This window comes from Cellulosimicrobium sp. BMG9.23 (assembly GCF_059159985.1).
The window spans coordinates 154,157-171,580 of record NZ_JBZGBZ010000012.1 but is presented as its reverse complement, the minus strand read 5'-3'; the positions used below and the strand labels follow the sequence as shown (position 1 = coordinate 171,580).

Genomic DNA, 17,424 nt, shown 5'->3' with positions numbered 1-17,424 from the left:
GGGCCAACCCCGTGTTCGGCAGCGCGCCAGGGCGTGCCCGACGGCGCGAGCGTCAGTAGCCGCGCTGGGCGGCGGTGCCCGCCTGCTTGCCGAGCGAGCGGATCTGGAACCCGAACGCGATGAGCATCACGCCCCAGAGGATCGCGAAGATCGCGAGGATCCACACGATCGAGACGAGCCCGGCGGTCACGTTGAAGAGCACCAGGAGGCCGAAGACGATGCCGAGGAGACCGGCGACGACGCCCCACACCCAGCCGCTGCCGGCCACCTTGCGCAGGTCGAGGCTCGCGACGAGCTGGAAGAGCCCGTAGACCACGGCCCAGAACCCGATGATCCACACGAGGACCTCGGCGGTCTTCCCCGGCCAGACCAGCAGCACGATGCCGACCGCCAGGCTCAGGACGCCCATCGTCACGAGGAACGCGGTGCCGTTGCCGGTCCCGCGACGGCGGATGCCCTCGACGATCTCGACGATGCCGTCGACGATCGCGAAGATGCCGATCACCCAGATGATCGCGGCGGCGGTGATCTCAGGCCACGCGATGGCGACGATGCCGAAGATGATCGCGAGCACGCCGCGCAGCACGGGCCAGTACCAGACCTGCTTGGCCGTCGAGGAGAACGCGGTGAGGATGGGGTCCTGCGTCGTCATGATGCACCTCTCACGTGGGGTGGCAGCGCGGGAAGGTTCGCGTCCCGCCTCGACCTCATGAAACACCCGGGATTCGCCCGTGTCGCGCCGAACCGCGCGTTTCGCCCACAGCCCTCGGACCGGTCAGAGGCGCACCGTCGCCGCACCGGTGACCGGGCACCGGCGCACCCACCTCAGGCGCGCACCGGCGCACCGGCGCGCCCGACGTCAGGCCCGCACGGGTCGGGGTGCGACGCCGCGGGTGGGCGCGTGCCGGCGTCGGGCCGCCCAGACGACGAGGACGGACAGGGCGAGGACACCACCGAACGCGAGCACGGGACCGGCGAAGAAGGGACCGATCCGCTTGTCCGCGACGACGGCGTACGTCGGCGAGTAGGCGACGTCGGACGCCGCCGGGACGAACGCGAAGTCGGAGACGATCTGCGCGGACGGCTCGGTGAACGTCTGCTCGTGCGCCGTCACGTAGCCACCAGCGGCGAGGAGCGCGGCAAGCTCGTCGCTCTCCACCGACGCCGGGTCGACGCGCCCGGCGAAGCGGACCTGCGGTGCGGCGAGGTCGGCCGTCGCGTCGGCACGGTCCACGCGCCCGTCCCCGAGGACGTAGGTGCGGGTGCGCTGCGTGTCCTGGGCGGCGGCCGACATCCGCATCGGGTACACGAGCGCGTCGCTCGGGAACGAGACGCGGAGCGGCTGCAGCGTGCCGTCGAACGTGGCCGCCGCCTCGGGGGCGAGGCGTGCGGCGACGAACGTCCAGCCCTCGGCGACGTACGGGGCGATCGCGCCGCGGATCGACGGCGTGAGCTGGAACCCGCGCTCGCTGAGCCAGGCGTCGAGCGCCGCGCCGTCGGTGGCCGCGAGCGTCGTGACGTCGAGCGGTCCGAGGCGCACCTCGTCGAACACGTCGACGCCGGACGCCGCGCCCGCCCCGTCGGCGGGCGACCCGAACCCGAGCTCGGGCCACCAGCGGTGGGCGGAGACGACCGGTCGGGGCGCGGTGATCGTGTCGAGCTCGCGGAACACCGCCGGGTCGGCGAGCGCCACCTCGGCGGGGGACGGCGTCGGCAGGATGAGGCCGACCTCCGGCGCCTGGGACAGCGTCTCGAGCTCGAGGAGAAGGGTCTCGGTGGTCCCGTCCCACTGGAGGACGGCGGACTCGGAGCTCACCGCCGTGTCGTACGCGGGGGTGTCGACGAGACCGCCGCACGCGCACGCGGACGCGGGCGGCGCCGTCGCGACGAGCCCCGCGGCGAGCGCGACCGAGGCGAGCGCCGCACGTGCCCCCCGCCGCGTCGTCGCGGATCGCGTCCCCATGCTGGGAGGCTAGGCCGCGCCGCGGGAGCGCGCCCGGCGGAGCGACGGATCGTGATCCGGCCGTGACCGGCCGGGGATCCGGCCGGTCGATGCGCGACGGTCAGGCGGCCGCCTGCACACCGAGGTAGACGAGCGTGCCGAGCACCACCGCCCAGAGCGCGACGGCGACGACGCCCCACACGAAGACCCGCCCGCGCGGCGCGCCGAACCCGACCATCGCCGCGGCGGTGACGTGGCTGGGCAGCAGGAGGGGCCCAAGCAGGCTGACGCCCGGGACGCCGTACCGGTCGAAGACGCGGCGCATCCGCTGCCGCTTGGGGTTCGTCTCGACCTGCCGGCCCCGGGTCAGACCGGAGCGCGCCGTGCCGATCACCCATACGACGACGGCGAGGGCGATGGCGTTGCCGAGCACCGCGACCGGGATCGCGACGAGCGGGCTGACGCCGGCCACGACGCCCAGGACGGCGGCGCCCTCCGCCTCGACGAAGGGGACCATGCCGGCGACGAGCACGCCGACCCAGCGGAGCAGGGGCGGCAGCGCGAGCGTGAAGTCCTGCAGGGCGGTGACGATGTCGGTCATGTCGAGCCTCTCGTGTCGTGGTCCCACCACCGTCCCGCGGGAACAGGCCGCCCGGCAGTGCGCCCCGTCACCGGCCCGGGTGCGCCCGTCACGGGCTCGGGATGACAGTTGTCATGACGCCCGGTCTCCGTCGGCCGTTGCGCAGATACCCTCAGGGGGTATGATGGGATGAGCCCGGCGACGAGGAGAGACCATGACCGACACCGCGACGGACCACGACGTCCAGCACGACGAGCACGTGAGCCACGACGGCCCGCACGGCTACGCGTCCGACAAGGAGGCGTACCTCCGGCGCATGCGCCGCATCGAGGGGCAGGTGCGCGGGATCGCCCGCATGATCGACGAGGACGTCTACTGCATCGACATCCTCACGCAGGTCTCGGCCGTGACCAAGGCTCTGCAGGCCGTGAGCATCGGGCTCGTCGAGGACCACCTCGGGCACTGCGTCGTCGACGCCGCACGGCAGTCCGAGGAGGACGGCGCCGCGAAGGTCAAGGAAGCCGCCGACGCGATCGCCCGCCTCGTCCGCAGCTGAGGTCGGCACTCCCGCCACGCACAGCGCACCCGCACCACCAGCACCAGCACCAGCACCAGCACCAGCCATCCGCACCGCACGATCACCGAGGAGCACCATGAGCACCGTCACCACCCTGGGCGTCACCGGCATGACCTGCGGCCACTGCGTCGCGAGCGTCACGGAGGAGGTCGAGAAGGTCTCCGGCGTCGAGAACGTCAGCGTCGAGCTGCACGACGGGGGCACGAGCGAGGTCAGCGTCTTCTCCGACGAGCCCCTCGACGAGAAGGCGCTGCGCGACGCCGTGGACGAGGCGGGCTACGCCGTCGAGTCCGTGGACGTCCAGCAGGACGCCCTCGCCGCCCAGTACGCCGAGCAGGCGCCCGGCAAGCAGGCCGCGCACGACGACGCGACCACGTCCGACGCCGCCGCGACGTCTTTCGCCACCCGGACCGCCGACCTGCGCGACCCCTCCGCCTGACCGGCCGGGGTGTCAGCAGCTCACCGGCCCCCGCACCGGTCACGCGCTGACAGCCCGCCCGGTGCCCGACGGCGGGGCGCACCTCGCGCACGACCGCGCGCCCCGCCGTCGGGAGCCCGCAGCACCCACCGCGGACCGCCTGCCGACACGTCGCGTCCGCGCGACCCAGGCCCTCCGCGCCGCGCCGCCACCCCACCGGGGGCAGCGCCCGCCGCGACGTCCGCCACTCCGGACACCGCCGGTGACACCGCCACGATCCTGTCGAGGAGTCACCCTCATGTCCCCGCAGTCCCCACAGTCCCTGGGTGCACCGGCCGCACCACACGCGACGGCCGCGACGGCCGCGACGGCCGCGACGACCGCGACGGCCGCGACGACCGCGACGGCCGCGACGACCGCGACGGCCGCGACGACCGCGACGGCCGCGACGGCCGCGACGGCCGGAGCGTCCGCCGTCCCGCCCGCACCCCTCGCCGAGGTCGACCTCGCGATCGAGGGCATGACGTGCGCGTCGTGCGTCGCGCGTGTCGAGAAGCGCCTCAACCGCGTCGACGGCGTCACGGCCACGGTCAACCTCCCGCTCGAGAACGCCCACGTCGTCCTCGCCGCCGACGTCCCCGACGCCGACCTCGTCGCGGCGGTCGAGAAGGCGGGCTACACCGCCCGCATCACGACCCGCCGCGCTCTCACACCGCCCGACCGCGGAACTACTTCGCCAGACCACGGTGCCACCTCACCCGACCGCGGTACTACCTCGGCGACGGACCCGGGCGAGCCGACCGCCGCAGCCGCGCCTCCGCCGTCGGGCACGACGGCCCGTGCAACCGCCCGTGGCGAGACGGCCGCAGAGGCGGGGACGGGGGCGGCGTCGGAGGCGAAGGGCGTGGTGGGCCTGGCGGGAGCGACGCGAGGAACGAGCGGCGCGGAGGGTAGCCCGAGCCCCGACGCCGCCCCCGTCCGCGCCGACCCGACACCGACACCGACACCGACACCGACACCGACACCCGACACCTCCGCCCCGACGCGCGACCGCGGCACGGATCTCCTGCGCCGCCTGCGGGTCGCGTCGCTCCTCACCGTCCCGGTCCTGGCCCTGTCGATGATCCCCGCCTTGCAGTTCCCGGCGTGGCAGTGGGTCGTCGCGGTGCTCGCGCTCCCGGTCGTCACGTGGGCGGCGTGGCCGTTCCACCGGGCGGCGTCCCGCGCGGCGCGCCACGGGGCGTCGACGATGGACACGCTCGTGTCGCTGGGCGTGGTCGCGGCGACGCTGTGGTCGCTGTGGGCGTTGCTGCTGGGCGGTGCGGGCGAGATCGGGATGCGCATGCAACCGTCGCTCATCCCGTCGCGCGACGAGATGGGCACGCCGGAGCTGTATTTCGAGGTCGCGGCGGTCGTCACGACGTTCCTCCTCGCGGGGCGCTACGCCGAGCACCGGTCGCGGCGCCGCGCGGGCGACGCGCTGCGGTCGTTGCTCGAGCTGGGCGCGAAGGACGCCGAACGCGTCCTGCTCGCCGCAGACGGCACGCCGCGGACCGGGCCCGACGGCGCGCGCGTGACCGAGCGGGTCCCGGTCGCCGCGCTCGGGGTCGGGGACGTGTTCGTGGTGCGGCCGGGCGACAAGGTCGCGACGGACGGCGTCGTGCTCGAGGGGTCGAGCGCCGTCGACACGTCGCTCCTCACGGGCGAGCCGGTGCCGGTCGACGTGGCCCCGGGGGACGACGTGACGGGCGCGACGGTGAACTCGTCGGGCAGCCTGCTCGTGCGCGCGACGCGTGTGGGGGAGGAGACGACGCTCGCGCAGATCGGGCGGCTCGTGTCGCAGGCGCAGACGGGCAAGGCCCCGGTGCAGCGCCTCGCGGACCGCATCTCGGCGGTGTTCGTGCCGATCGTGCTGGTGCTCGCGGTCGCGACGCTCGTCGGCTGGCTGCTCGCCGGCGCCGGGACGCAGTTCGCGTTCACCGCCGCCGTGGCGGTGCTCATCATCGCGTGCCCGTGCGCGCTGGGGCTCGCGACGCCGACGGCCCTGCTCGTCGGGACGGGTCGCGGCGCGCAGCTCGGCGTGCTCATCAAGGGTCCGGAGATCCTCGAGTCGACGCGGCGCGTGGACACGGTCGTGCTCGACAAGACCGGCACCGTCACCCAGGGTGCGATGGCGCTGGAAGCCGTGGTCGCGCCGTCGGGCACGCTGACGCTGCGAGACGTGTCAGCAGACGGCCGGTCCATGGCGCGTCCAGGCGCTGACAGGTCGTCCGACGCGGAGGCGCTCGACGCCCTGCGCCACGCGGGCGCGGTCGAGGCGCTCAGCGAGCACCCGATCGCCCGCGCGATCGCCGCTGCCGCCCGCGACGTGTCAGCGCTCGGCCGGGCCGTGGGGCGGCCGGATGCTGACAGCTCCGACGCCCCGATCGGGGCCGACGGCGTCCGCATCGGTTCCCTGCAGGCGTTCGACTTCCGCAGCACGGCGGGCGGTGGCGTCGAGGCGGTCGTGCGGATGGCCCACTCGGGCCTCTCGCTCGACTCCGGCGCGGCGGAGGGGCTCAACGCGCGGCGCGTGCTCGTCGGCCAGCCGGCGTGGCTCGCGGGCCAGGGCGTCACGACGTCGCCCACGCTCGACGACGCCTTCGCCGACGCCGAGCGCACGGGGGCGAGCGCCGTCGTCGTGGCGTGGGGCGGCGTGGCCCGTGCGGTGCTCGTGCTGCGCGACCCGGTGAAGCCCACGTCCGCCGAGGCGGTGCGCGAGCTCCAGGAGCTGGGACTGCGGCCCTACCTCCTCACCGGCGACGGCGAGGGCGCGGCCCGCGAGGCGGCGCGCGCCGTCGGGATCGCGGAGACCGACGTCATCGCGCGCGTCCTCCCGGACCAGAAGGTCGACGTCGTCGCACGCCTCCAGCGCGAGGGCCGCGTCGTGGCGATGGTCGGCGACGGCGTGAACGACGCCGCCGCGCTCGCCACCGCGGACCTCGGGCTTGCGATGGGCACAGGGACGGACGTCGCGATCGAGGCGAGCGACCTCACGCTCGTGCGCGGCGACCTGCGCAGCGCCGCGACGGCGATCCGGCTCTCGCGCCGGACCCTGCGGATCATCCAGCAGAACCTGTTCTGGGCGTTCGCGTACAACGTCGCGGCGATCCCGCTCGCCGCGGCGGGGCTGCTCAACCCGATGATCGCGGGGGCGGCGATGGCGGCGAGCTCGGTGCTCGTCGTCGGGAACTCGCTGCGTCTGCGTCGCGCGGGCGCGAGTTAAATCTGCAGCTACTTGATGCTCATCCCTTTATGCGCCGAGCTGGCAGAACGCGGAAGGTACGTACCGATCTTGAACTTCTTAGTCTCAAGCTTTTCGATGTATTTCCTGCAGCGATCGATGAACCATTGGCCATCACCGATCTCGGGGTCAGGATGCGACCAGGGGTGCAGTTCAGCAAAGCGCATTCCCATTCCCGCGAGGACCGCGTCTTCCAATCTTGTCAACTGCCCTTGCAGTCGGCCATGTATAGCACGGCTGATCTTATTCGGATCATAGGGCTCGATACACTCGTCGACCTGCTCGATCGTGTTAAACCCAAGTTCCTTCAGCAGTTTTGCCGTCCAACTGTAACTCCAAACGCTGATCCGCCCGTCCGATCCAAACTTTCTATCCAGATATGCCCGCAACGAGTCTGGCGTCACTTCGACGCCCTCGAATTCACCTGAGTCGATTGACTCGCGCGCCTCAACCTGAAGGCGTTCGTGAGCATTGGCCATCGCTTGAAACTCGCGGTCGCCGATTTCGATCATGCCCGCAAGGGCCATAAATCGACGCCGAATCTCTTCTGGTAACAGCCCGACTGATTTGTATTGAACGTCGTGCTCAATCTCTGCCCACGCGTGCTGGAGAATCGTGCGAACTTGTATCTCCGCTTCGAGAGATGAGTAGTCCGAGTATTCGGGCAACTGGCGACGCGGGGCATCGAGTTTGACGATGTAGTGCATGCTCTCATAACCAAGGTGACCACCGCCCGGCCTTGCGAAGGATGATCTGTTTGCCCTCTCGAGCACCTCAAACTGCTCTCGAATTATCTCGTCAACCTCCTCGACATCCTTAAGGAAGAAAGTGATGACCCGACACCCCGAAAGATCCTTTACCTCGGACATCGGATCGGAGTACTTCGGAGCACCGGCGTCATCCTCGCGAGGACGCACAGCTTTAGCGACAAAAGATTCCACAGATTTTGGCCGCGCTTCGATGGAATGAGCCTTGACACCGTGAGATTCGATCGCCTTTGCAAGTATCGACCTGATGGTGGCCGAGAATTCTGCGTATCTCTCGAAGACTCTTCGGTATGCATTCTCTGCATGCATACCGTGGGTTTCGAAGTCGAATTCGGGATCGCCGTTGTTACTACTCGCCATTGAGATGCTCCCTCGGGTGTCCCATGGACATTACACAGGAGGCGTGCGGTCAACCAGTACATGAGGAGGTGAAGTACAAGTCTGGCGCTGACCGGCATGGCTCGTGGCCCTCTGCACCAGGCTGCATTGTCGGTAGGACCGCGCGTTGCGCGTACGTGCTCACCAAGGTCAGGTTCAGGCGGCGAGGAGCGCGACGTCGATCCGGGCGAGGCGGTCGGGGTCGCCGACGACGTCGATCTCCGTGACGAGCCCGTTGACGACCGTGAGGCGCAGCGCGACGGCGAGGCGGCCCTCGTGCAGCATGACGAGGCCGGGCTCGCCGTCGACGAGGGCCACCGCGGTGAGGCGCGCGCGCTCCGCCGAGGCGAGCGCTCCGAGCGCGACGGGGTGCGCACCGCGGACCTGGACGGGCCGGCCGGACGGCAGCGCGCCGGCGTCGGCCCGGAGCACGACCTCGGGTGCGAGCAGCGCGACCAGACCCTCGAAGTCGCCGGAGCGCGTGGCCGCCAGGTACGCCTCGACGACGCGCCGACGTCGGCCGACACCCGCGTCGGCGGGCGGCCCGCTGCCCCGGACGCGGCGACGTGCCCGACTCGCGAGCTGGCGCGTCGCCTCCGTGGTCCGGCCGACCACGGGCGCGATCTCCTCGAACGGCAGGTCGAACATGTCGTGCAGGACGAAGGCGAGGCGCTCCGCCGGGGCCAGGGTGTCGAGGACGACGAGGAGCGCGAGCCCGACCGAGTCGGCGAGCACGGCCTCCCGCTCCGGGTCGACGGCGTCCGTCGGGGCGAGCAACGGGTCGCCGCCACCGCGCGGCGAGGCCTCGGGCGCGTCGTCGAGCGGCGCCTCGCGCCGCCGGTCCCGCGCGCGCAGCATGTTCAGGCACACGCGCCCCACGACCGTCGTCAGCCAGCCCTGCAGGTTCTCGACGTCGTCGGCCCCGCTGCGGTGCAGGCGCAGCCACGCCTCCTGCACGGCGTCGTCGGCCTCGCTGGCCGACCCGAGCATGCGGTACGCGACCCCGCGCAGGCGCGGGCGCTCCTCCTCGAAGCGTTCTGTGAGCCAGGTCACGTCGTGCACGGTCACGTTCCTCTCGTCGTCGGGGTCAGTCCGGTAGACCCGCGAAAAACCGCGGACCTGACCGGGAGGGTCCCGGGGATCCGTCCCCCCGCCCTGCCGACGATGACGAGAAGGAGACCATCATGACCGCTCCCCTGCTGGTGACCGGCGGTACCGGGACGCTCGGACGTCGTGTCGTCGCCCGTCTGCGCGACGCCGGGTACCCGGTGCGCGTGCTCAGCCGACAGGTCCCGAGCGTCGCCCCCGACGGCGACGCGTCCGTCGACCCGATGGTCGAGCACGTCGCCGCCGACCTCTCGACGGGCGAGGGGGTCGACGCCGCGGTGGCCGGCGTGGCGACGATCGTGCACTGCGCCGGGTCGACGACCGGCGACGAGGACAAGGCCCGCACCCTCGTCGAGGCGGCCCACCGGGCGGGCACGCGCCCGCACGTCGTGTTCGTCTCCGTCGTCGGGTCGGACCGCGTGCCGATCGTGAGCCGGGTCGACCGCGCGATGTTCGGGTACTTCGCGGCCAAGCTCGGCGCCGAGCGGGTGATCGAGAGCTCCGGCCTCCCGTGGACGACGCTGCGCGCGACGCAGTTCCACGACTTCGTGCTCGCGCTCGCCGAGCCGCTCGCGAAGATGCCCGTCGTACCCGTCTTCCGGGGCGTGCGCTTCCAGCCCGTCGCCGCCGACGACGTCGCGGACCGGCTCGTCGAGCTCGCCCTGGGCGCGCCCGCCGGCCGGGTCCCCGACCTCGGCGGCCCGACCACCTACCCGATGATCGACCTGGTCCGCGACCACCTCCGCGCGACGGGACGCCGCCGACTCGTCGTCCAGGTCCCCGTCCCCGGCGCCGCGGGTGCCGCCTACCGGAGGGGTGCCAACCTGGCGCCCGACCGCGCCGTCGGGCACGGGACCTGGGAGGAGTTCCTCGCGGACCGCTTCCCGTCCTCGCCGGATCCGACGACGGCTCGCACCGGACAGCACGCGCGCCGCTGACGACCACGTGCTGGGCGACCGCCGAACACGGGATCAGCGACCGGATCTGGACGATTCCGGTGGCTGATCCCGTGTTCGGCGGCGAACCGGGCGGCGCTCGGCGCAAGGCGGGTCAGCGGAAGCGGCGGCCCTCGTCGCGGCGGTAGGCCCCGACCGCGAGCGCCGCGAACAGCACCGTCCACCCGATGAGCACGGGCCACGCGAGCCCGTACGCCGGCTCGCCCGTGAGCGCCTGGACCAGCAGGTCGCGGCCGGCGCGCGTGGGCGTGGCCATCGAGATCGCGTCGAGCCAGTCGGGGAAGAGGAACGGCGGGAGGAACAGGCCGCCGGCGAACGCGAGCGGGAAGAGGATCACCTGGACGACGGGCAGCGCCGCCTTCGCGGACAGCGAGTACCCGATCGCCATGCCGAGCAGCACGAAGGGCACGGAGACCAGCAGCACCGTCCCGACCCCGGCAAGGAGCTGCGACATCGTCACGCTCGCGTCGGTGAACAGCCACGCGATGAGGATCAGCGGCACGACCCCGAACAGCGAGAAGATCCCACCGTTGAGGATGCGGGCGATCATGCGCGGGGCGGGACCGGCGGGCAACGACCGCACGAACGGGTCGAACGGGAGCTGGCGGTCCTCCGCGACGCCGAGCCCGTAGGTGAACAGGCTCGCCGAGCAGATCGCGAACAGCCCCAGCGACGCGACGGCCGTGGTCGCCGCGACAGGGTCCTGCGCGACGGCACTCTGCGGCACGACGAAGAAGAACATCGCGAGCGCCGGGAACAGCAGGTTGCCGAGCACCGCGATCGGCACGCGGACCGTCTCGAGGAACTGGTAACGCAGGTGCAGCCAGGTCAGCCGCAGCGGTCCGGGCAGGGCCGCGCGGCCGCTCGTCGTGCCCGACGCCGGGCCCTCGCCCGGGCGGGTCGTGCTCGCCGTCGTGCTCATCGTGATCCCTCCACCGAGTTGTCAGCCGCTGCTCGCACCGCCGGACGGCCTGGCGCTGACACGTCTCGCGCGACCATCTGCTCGAACGCCTCCTCGAGGCTCGCGCCCCGGATCTCGAGGTCGTGGAAGTCCACGCCCGAGGTGACGAGCTCGCGGACGAGCGCGTCGGCGTCGGGCGTGTACAGCTCCTGCCGGCCGTCGCCCGCACGCTCGGCCCGGACCACGCCGGGCCACCCCGCGAGGTCGGTCGCGGAGCCCACGACGACGCGGCGCAGCGACACGCGTCGGAGGATCGCGTCGAGCGAGTCGTCGGCCCGGACCACGCCCTCGTCGATCACGACGACGCGCTCCGCGAGCGCCTGCACCTCCTCGAGGTAGTGGCTCGTGAGCAGGACGGTCCCGCCGTCGGCGTGGTACGCGCGGATCGCGTCCCACAGCGCCTGGCGCGCGCCGACGTCGAGCCCGGTCGTCGGCTCGTCGAGCAGGACGACGCGCGGCCGGCCCACGAGCGACAGCGCGACCGCGAGGCGACGCTTCTGCCCGCCGGACATCGCGCCCGTCTGACGGCCCGCGAGGTCGGTGAGGCCGAACTGGTCGAGCAGCTCGGCCGTCGGGACGGGGTCGGGGTAGTGCCCGCCCACGAAGTCCACGACCTCCCGGACCTTGAGCGTCGCGGGCAGTCCCGTCTCCTGCGGCGTGATGCCGAGCGAGACGCGGTTGCGGGCGTTGCGCGGGTCGCCGTCGAACAGACGGACGGTGCCCGTGTCGGGCTTGCGCTGCCCGCTGATCAGGGACAGCAGCGTGGACTTCCCGGCGCCGTTGGGCCCGAGCAGCCCGACGAGCTCGCCGGCGCCCACGGTGAGCGACACGTCGTCGAGCGCGACGACCTGCCCGAAGCGGCGCGTCACGTGGTCGGCGACCACGACGGGTCGCTGGTCCTCCGTGCCCGACGACGCGGGGGCGGGTCGTGCGGTGGCCGCGCCCGACGGCGCCCCACCGGTCTCGGCTGGTCGGGTCCCGGGCGGTGCGCCGGGCCCGGTGCGTGGGGTGCTCATGCTCCGGCTCCTCTCAGGAGGGTGTTCAGGGCGGTGGTGTAGTCCTCGAACGCGTCGCGTCCGCGCCGCGTGAGAGCGAGGTAGGTGGCCGGCGTGCGGCCCTCGTGGGTCTTGGTGACGCGGACGTAGCCCGCGTCCTCGAGCTTGCGCAGGTGGGTGGACAGGTTCCCGGCCGTCATGTCGAGCAGCTTCTGCAGCTTGGGGAAGGACAGCTCGTCCCCGGCGCCGAGCGCGGCGAGCGTCGCGACGACGCGCAGGCGGGCGGGGGCGTGGATGACCGCGTCGAGCTCGGTGTCAGGCATCGACCGCCTCCCCCGTCCCGGCCGAGGTGCCGACGCAGCGGGCGGCGATGCTGCGCCGTCGGGCGCGCAGCCCGTGCTCGATCCCGGCCATGACGAGGAAGCCCCCGCCACCGAGCGCAGCCATGACGAGATAGGTGAGCGGGAGCCCCGCGAAGGTCGCGACCGCGGCGACGAGCAGGATCCACACGCCGAGGGTGAAGAACCGCACGTCCTGGAACGCCGCCGCACCCCCGAGATACAGCAGGCCCACGACGACGCACGCGAACGCGTTGCTCGCGAGCGCCATGACCTCCTCGGAGGCCCCGGCGCGTCCGAGGCCGCCGAGGACGAGCCCGAACGCGAGGAACCCGAGCATCCACGACCAGCCGTACATCGCGCCGGTGCGCGCGCTGACGCCGCGGGTCCCGGCCGTGCGCGTCACCGAGTGGACGATCGTGAACGCGACGGCCGAGATGATCGCGCCCGAGAAGACGAAGAACGCCCACGGCGCGGCCTGGCCGTCGGTGTCCGCGCTCAGGTAGAGGCAGAGGTAGCCGACGACCCACGCGAGGCCCCACGCGAGGAACAGGAGGCGGCCGTCGGGCTCGGTCGCGGCGCGCGCACGGTCCTGCTGCTCCTGGATCATCCGCAGCATCGCCGCGGGGTCGAGCGCGGACGCCGCCTCACTGCTCGGTTCGTCGTGCTCGCTTGCCATGTCGCTGTCCTCGCAGAGTAGTTTGTGCTGCAAACCTGTTTGTAGCGTTCCACACACGCGACCGGATGACAACCCCCTCAGGCGTCGAACACGACATGGAGGTCGCCGACGGCCGCAGAACGACTGTCACGTCGTGCTCGGCGACCTGGCGTGCTGCGTGGACGGTCGTCGACTGGCCCGACGTCGACAAAATGTGATATCACTTTGCTATACATCCACGAGCGGCCCGCCGGCCGCGAGAGAGGCGGACACCGTGACCGAGAGCGCAGCACCCCCGCAGGACTCCGTGGGCGGCGAGCCCGTGGGCCGCCCGGTGGGCCACGCCGGGACCCGGGTCGACGTCACCGAGCGTTCCGCCTGGTCGCTCGGGGCGGGCGCCGCGGCCGGCCTCATCGCACTCAGCGCCCTGCTCGTCCTCGGCGGCGTCGGCCTCGTCGTCGCGGCGGCCGCCGAGCTCGGCAGCCCCGGCGTCCTCATCACCGTCGGCATCGTCCTCTTCCTCGTCGGGATCTTCCTCCCGACGGGCGTCGCCGTGGTCAACCCCGGCGAGACGCTCGTCGTCCAGTTCTTCGGCCGGTACCTCGGCACGGTGCGCCGCACGGGCCTCGTCGCGACCGTCCCGTTCAGCACGCGCCGCCGCGTCTCCGTGCGCGTACGGAACTTCGAGACGAGCGAGCTCAAGGTCAACGACGCCGACGGCAACCCGATCAACATCGCGGCGATCGTCGTGTGGCAGGTCGCGGACACCGCCAAGGCGAGCTTCGCCGTCGAGGACTACGACGACTTCGTCGTGGTCCAGTCCGAGTCCGCGCTGCGCCACGTCGCGATGTCGCACCCCTACGACGACGCCGACGCCGGCGAGGAGTCGCTGCGCGGCGCCACCGAGCTCGTCTCGGCGGAGATCGCCGCGGAGGTCGCGGAGCGCGTCGTCGTCGCGGGCGTCGAGGTCATCGAGGCGCGCATCTCCAACCTCGCCTACGCGCCCGAGATCGCCCAGGCCATGCTGCAGCGCCAGCAGGCCGGCGCGATCATCGCCGCCCGCTCGCGCATCGTGGAGGGCGCGGTCTCGATGGTCGAGGACGCGCTCTCCCGCCTCGAGGCCGACGACATCGTCACGCTCGACGACGAGCGTCGCGCCACGATGGTGTCCAACCTGCTCGTCGTGCTGTGCGGCGACAGCCGCGTGACCCCGGTCGTCAACACGGGGTCGCTGTACCGGTGACGCCCGCTCCGCCCGAGCGGCGGCCGGACGCGCCCGGCGACGGCGAGGGTCCGTCGTCGGGCAGCGGCGTGCCCGACGACGCCACGGCGGACCGGCCGCGCAAGCCCTCCCGCAAGTCCGTGCTGCTGCGGCTCGACCCGGCCGTGCACGACGCGCTCGCCCGCTGGGCGGCCGACGATCTGCGCAGCGTCAACGCGCAGATCGAGATGCTCCTGCGCCAGGCGCTGGCCGACGCCGACCGGCTCCCCCGCGACGTCCGTCCGGTCCGCCGCCCCGGTCGCCCGCCCCGCGACACCTGACGTCGTCGCCGAGCACGGGATCAGCCACCGGATCCCGCCCGATCCGGTGGCCAGTCGCGTGCTCGGCGGTGGGCAGACCCGTGCTCGACGGACACCCGGCGTCCAGCGGACGTCGAGGCCGCACCCGGGCGACGGTGCTATAACCGGACGGTGCCCACCCCTGATCCGACCGCGGTGCCGGTCGCGACGGCGACCGCCGTCCCGACGACCGTCGCTCCGGCGCGCCCGGACCGCGCGACGCGCCGCCGCATCGGCGCCGAGATCTGGATCGTCCTCGGCCTGAGCCTCGGCAGGTCCGCCGTCTACGCGGTCATCAACATCGTCGCGCGGCTCACCGCGGACACCCCGCTGCGCGACCAGTCGACGAGCCTCAACGTCAGCCAGTCGGCGCGGCCGTACCTCGACCTCACGTACCAGCTCGTCGGGATCTTCTTCGCGGTCCTGCCCGTCGCGCTCGCGCTCTACCTGCTCAGCGCGCGCGGCCGGTCCGCGGTCCGCGCGATCGGGCTCGACGGCGCCCGCCCCCTGCGCGACGTCGGCTGGGGGTTCGCGCTCGCCGCCGCCATCGGCATCCCGGGACTCGCGTTCTACCTCGCCGGACGGGCCATGGGCATCACCGTCGAGGTCCAGGCCGCGGCGCTCAACGCGGCGTGGTGGACCGTCCCCGTCCTGGTCCTCGCGGCGCTGCAGAACGGGCTGCTCGAGGAGGTCATCGCCGTCGGCTACCTGTACGAGCGGACGCGCGACCTCGGGTGGGGACGCGTGAAGTTCGTCGTCGCGAGCTCGCTCCTGCGCGGCTCGTACCACCTGTACCAGGGCATCGGGCCGTTCGTGGGGAACGTCGTCATGGGCGTCGTGTTCTCGTGGTTCTACACGAGCCGGTGGGGACGGCACCGGGTCATGCCGCTCGTGATCGCGCACACGCTGCTCGACGTCGTCGCGTTCGTCGGGTACGCGCTGCTGCCTCTCGAGTGGAAGCAGTCGCTCGGACTGGCGTAAGGCCAGGGCTCTACGTCGGCGACCGGCGCTCTACGTCGGCGACCCGGCAGAGCTCTCGACGCGGGTCAGTGGCCGGGCATCTCCAGGCAGCCGCCGTCCGCGATCGGCCCGCCCGCCTCGAGCGTGACGCCGTCGGGGCCGACCGCACCGTAGACGCAGCCGCCCGGCACGCCGACCCCGACCCCGACGTGCGTCGAGGCCTCGGACGCGAGCGCAGACCCGTCGTGCACCTGGACGTGCTCGAAGCCCGCCGCGACCAGCGCCGAGACCACGTCGTCCTGGTCGACCGCGTCCCCGGAGACGAGCGGCTCGAGCGCAGCCTGCACGTCCGGCAGCGAGAGCGCCGCCTGCTCGTGGCCGGACGACCCGACGCGCTCGCGGTACGCCTCGTTCGAGAGGTCGAGCCCTTCCGCGGAGACGCCCGGACGATCGGCCGACGGGGAACCTGACGCCGTCGGGGTCGACGCCGGAGCCGCCGTCGGGGTCGCCGTGGGGGTCGACGCCGGCGCGGACGTGCCGGCCTCTGTCGAGGTGTCGTACTGCTCGGCCCAGCCGCTGACGAGCACCTGGTACCCGACGACGGCGACGACGAGGACCACCAGCCCGAGCCCGACCACCCCCACGACCACCCCGGTGACAGCGCGCCCGATCCGCTCGGAACGATCGGTCCCGCCGCCCTGTGGTGTCGTCACGCGGCGAGTCTCGCGCGCGGCGGCCCGGACCGCGCGCCACGCCGCAGGACCTCACCGAGATCTCCACACGGCAGCGACCGCAGGCCGGCGGCAGAGCTTCGAAGCCGCAGGCCGGTCACGGGCGTCGAGGCCGCAGACCGGTCGCGCGCGACGACTGCCCCGCCCCCCGGGCGTACCGCGATCCGTCAGCTCCGGGACCCGTCAGCCCCGGTCGGCGTAGGCCCCGAGCACGGTCCGCGCGACGTCGGCGAGCAGCGCGTCGTCCGGCTCGGCGTCCGGCGCGGCGCGGTCGGTGAGCACGGCGAGGACGATCGGCGCGCCGTCGGGCGGCCAGAGGACCGCGACGTCGTTCCGCGACCCGTAGCGGCCGGCGTTGCCGGTCTTGCTCCCGACCACCCAGCCGTCGGGCGCGCCGGCCCGGACCGTGCCGTCCCCCGTCGTGCTGCCCGTGAGCCAGCCGACGTACTCCTCCCGGACGCCCGGCTCCAGCTCGTCCCCGAGCGCGAAGGCCGCGAGGCCGTCCGCGAGCGCGCGCGGCGTGCTCGTCCGTGCGGGCTCGCCGGGCGTGAACCGGTTGAGCTCGGGCTCCCAGGCGTCCACGAGCGTCGTCGCGTCCCCGAGGTCGACGAGCGCGGCCTGGAGCGCCTCCGGTCCGCCGAGCCGGCGCAGGAGCGCGTTGAACGCGCCGTTGTCGCTCTCTGAGACGGCGGCCGCGCCCAGCTCGCGCACCGTCGCGTCCGCGCCCACGAGCGACTCGGTGACGGGCGACCACCCCGCGCCCGACACGTCCTCGGGCGTGACCGGCACGGGCTCGTCGAGGACCTCGACCGACTCGCCCCGCAGCACGAACCCCGCGGCGAGCGCCTTGATCGTCGAGGCGTACGCGAAGCGCTCTTCGGCCCGGTACCCGACCAGGTCGCCCGTCGCGGTGTCGACCGCGTAGACGCCGACCCGCGCGTCGTAGGTGCTCTCGAGCGCCGCCAGGTCGGCCGCGACCACCGTGCCGAGGTCCACCGGCTCCGGGCTCGGCTCGGGCTCGGTCGTCGCCGAGTCCGACGGCGACGCGCTCGGGGAGGTGGCCGACGGCGCGGCGTCCGGCCCGGCCGGTGCCGCGCCGCATGCCGCGAGCAGCAGCACCCCGACCGCGGCGGCGAGCGCCGCGACGCGGCCGGACGGCGTCGGGCGGGGGTCGACGGACGTCACCGCAGCTCGGAGCACGGGGCGAGCATGT

Annotated in this window: 18 protein-coding genes; 7 read left to right on the top strand and 11 right to left on the bottom strand. The window is 73.1% G+C overall.

What is annotated here, in order from left to right; translation table 11 throughout:
• Positions 1–52 precede the first annotated feature (52 nt).
• From AC4H2G_RS20410 to AC4H2G_RS20400, 3 genes are all read right to left on the bottom strand, one after another.
• Positions 53–652 carry an HdeD family acid-resistance protein gene (locus AC4H2G_RS20410; protein ID WP_494367564.1) on the bottom strand — a complete coding sequence of 200 codons (600 nt, stop codon included), beginning with the start codon at positions 650–652 and terminating at the stop codon, positions 53–55.
• A gap of 207 nt (positions 653–859) precedes the next feature.
• Positions 860–1,963, bottom strand: coding sequence for a DUF2330 domain-containing protein (locus AC4H2G_RS20405; RefSeq protein ID WP_494367563.1), 1,104 nt, complete (start codon positions 1,961–1,963; stop codon positions 860–862).
• Positions 1,964–2,063: 100 nt separating this feature from the next.
• The gene (locus tag AC4H2G_RS20400) at positions 2,064–2,543 is read right to left on the bottom strand and encodes a hypothetical protein (protein WP_494367562.1); all 480 of its coding nucleotides are present in this window, start codon (positions 2,541–2,543) and stop codon (positions 2,064–2,066) included.
• A 193-nt stretch (positions 2,544–2,736) separates the two neighbouring features.
• Here AC4H2G_RS20400 and AC4H2G_RS20395 point away from each other — a divergent pair, with 193 nt between their 5' ends.
• The 3 genes from AC4H2G_RS20395 (at position 2,737) to AC4H2G_RS20385 (ending at position 6,782) form a co-directional block, all read left to right on the top strand.
• Positions 2,737–3,078 (top strand): metal-sensitive transcriptional regulator, encoded by a 342-nt coding sequence (locus tag AC4H2G_RS20395; protein WP_494367561.1) that lies wholly within the window; start codon positions 2,737–2,739, stop codon positions 3,076–3,078.
• Positions 3,079–3,175: 97 nt separating this feature from the next.
• On the top strand, positions 3,176–3,538 hold the full coding sequence (locus AC4H2G_RS20390; RefSeq protein WP_494367560.1) for a heavy-metal-associated domain-containing protein: 363 nt from the start codon (positions 3,176–3,178) through the stop codon (positions 3,536–3,538).
• 499 nt (positions 3,539–4,037) lie between these two features.
• The gene (locus AC4H2G_RS20385) at positions 4,038–6,782 is read left to right on the top strand and encodes a heavy metal translocating P-type ATPase (protein ID WP_494367571.1); all 2,745 of its coding nucleotides are present in this window, start codon (positions 4,038–4,040) and stop codon (positions 6,780–6,782) included.
• Between the two features lie 8 nt (positions 6,783–6,790).
• Here AC4H2G_RS20385 and AC4H2G_RS20380 read toward each other — a convergent pair whose 3' ends face one another.
• Together AC4H2G_RS20380 and AC4H2G_RS20375 are read right to left on the bottom strand one after the other, a co-directional pair.
• Complete coding sequence (locus AC4H2G_RS20380) at positions 6,791–7,927, bottom strand: GTP pyrophosphokinase (RefSeq protein ID WP_494367559.1); 1,137 nt, start codon at positions 7,925–7,927, stop codon at positions 6,791–6,793.
• 174 nt (positions 7,928–8,101) lie between these two features.
• Positions 8,102–9,013, bottom strand: a complete 912-nt coding sequence (locus AC4H2G_RS20375) for a sigma-70 family RNA polymerase sigma factor (protein ID WP_494367558.1) — start codon at positions 9,011–9,013, stop codon at positions 8,102–8,104.
• 116 nt (positions 9,014–9,129) lie between these two features.
• On the opposite strand from AC4H2G_RS20375, the gene AC4H2G_RS20370 reads away from it, so the two are divergent.
• Complete coding sequence (locus AC4H2G_RS20370; RefSeq protein ID WP_494367557.1) at positions 9,130–9,990, top strand: SDR family oxidoreductase; 861 nt, start codon at positions 9,130–9,132, stop codon at positions 9,988–9,990.
• Positions 9,991–10,102: 112 nt separating this feature from the next.
• Here the strand turns inward: AC4H2G_RS20370 and AC4H2G_RS20365 are convergent, their stop codons facing one another.
• From AC4H2G_RS20365 to AC4H2G_RS20350, 4 genes are read right to left on the bottom strand one after another with little or no spacing between them, the layout of a single operon-like run.
• On the bottom strand, positions 10,103–10,930 hold the full coding sequence (locus AC4H2G_RS20365; protein WP_494367556.1) for an ABC transporter permease: 828 nt from the start codon (positions 10,928–10,930) through the stop codon (positions 10,103–10,105).
• Positions 10,927–11,985, bottom strand: coding sequence for an ABC transporter ATP-binding protein (locus AC4H2G_RS20360; protein WP_494367555.1), 1,059 nt, complete (start codon positions 11,983–11,985; stop codon positions 10,927–10,929). Before AC4H2G_RS20360 ends, AC4H2G_RS20365 begins: the two co-directional genes overlap by 4 nt.
• On the bottom strand, positions 11,982–12,287 hold the full coding sequence (locus tag AC4H2G_RS20355) for a transcriptional regulator (protein WP_494367554.1): 306 nt from the start codon (positions 12,285–12,287) through the stop codon (positions 11,982–11,984). The genes AC4H2G_RS20360 and AC4H2G_RS20355 overlap by 4 nt, the downstream gene beginning before the upstream one ends.
• Entirely contained in the window at positions 12,280–12,981 is a 702-nt protein-coding gene (locus AC4H2G_RS20350) for a hypothetical protein (RefSeq protein ID WP_494367553.1), read from the bottom strand. The genes AC4H2G_RS20355 and AC4H2G_RS20350 overlap by 8 nt, the downstream gene beginning before the upstream one ends.
• Before the next feature lie 253 nt (positions 12,982–13,234).
• Here AC4H2G_RS20350 and AC4H2G_RS20345 point away from each other — a divergent pair, with 253 nt between their 5' ends.
• The 3 genes from AC4H2G_RS20345 to AC4H2G_RS20335 all read left to right on the top strand — a co-directional run bounded on the left by AC4H2G_RS20345 (position 13,235) and on the right by AC4H2G_RS20335 (position 15,501).
• On the top strand, positions 13,235–14,203 hold the full coding sequence (locus AC4H2G_RS20345) for an SPFH domain-containing protein (RefSeq protein WP_494367552.1): 969 nt from the start codon (positions 13,235–13,237) through the stop codon (positions 14,201–14,203).
• Positions 14,200–14,502, top strand: coding sequence for a type II toxin-antitoxin system antitoxin (locus AC4H2G_RS20340; protein ID WP_494367551.1), 303 nt, complete (start codon positions 14,200–14,202; stop codon positions 14,500–14,502). The genes AC4H2G_RS20345 and AC4H2G_RS20340 overlap by 4 nt, the downstream gene beginning before the upstream one ends.
• Before the next feature lie 150 nt (positions 14,503–14,652).
• Positions 14,653–15,501 carry a CPBP family intramembrane glutamic endopeptidase gene (locus AC4H2G_RS20335; protein WP_494367550.1) on the top strand — a complete coding sequence of 283 codons (849 nt, stop codon included), beginning with the start codon at positions 14,653–14,655 and terminating at the stop codon, positions 15,499–15,501.
• A gap of 65 nt (positions 15,502–15,566) precedes the next feature.
• On the opposite strand, the gene AC4H2G_RS20330 is transcribed toward AC4H2G_RS20335, so the two are convergent.
• Both AC4H2G_RS20330 and bla read right to left on the bottom strand, forming a co-directional pair.
• A complete protein-coding gene (locus tag AC4H2G_RS20330; protein ID WP_494367549.1) occupies positions 15,567–16,193 on the bottom strand; it encodes a DUF6993 domain-containing protein in 627 nt (208 codons plus the stop codon).
• A 201-nt stretch (positions 16,194–16,394) separates the two neighbouring features.
• A complete protein-coding gene (bla, locus tag AC4H2G_RS20325) occupies positions 16,395–17,411 on the bottom strand; it encodes a class A beta-lactamase (RefSeq protein WP_494367548.1) in 1,017 nt (338 codons plus the stop codon).
• Between the last annotated feature and the right edge of the window lie 13 nt (positions 17,412–17,424).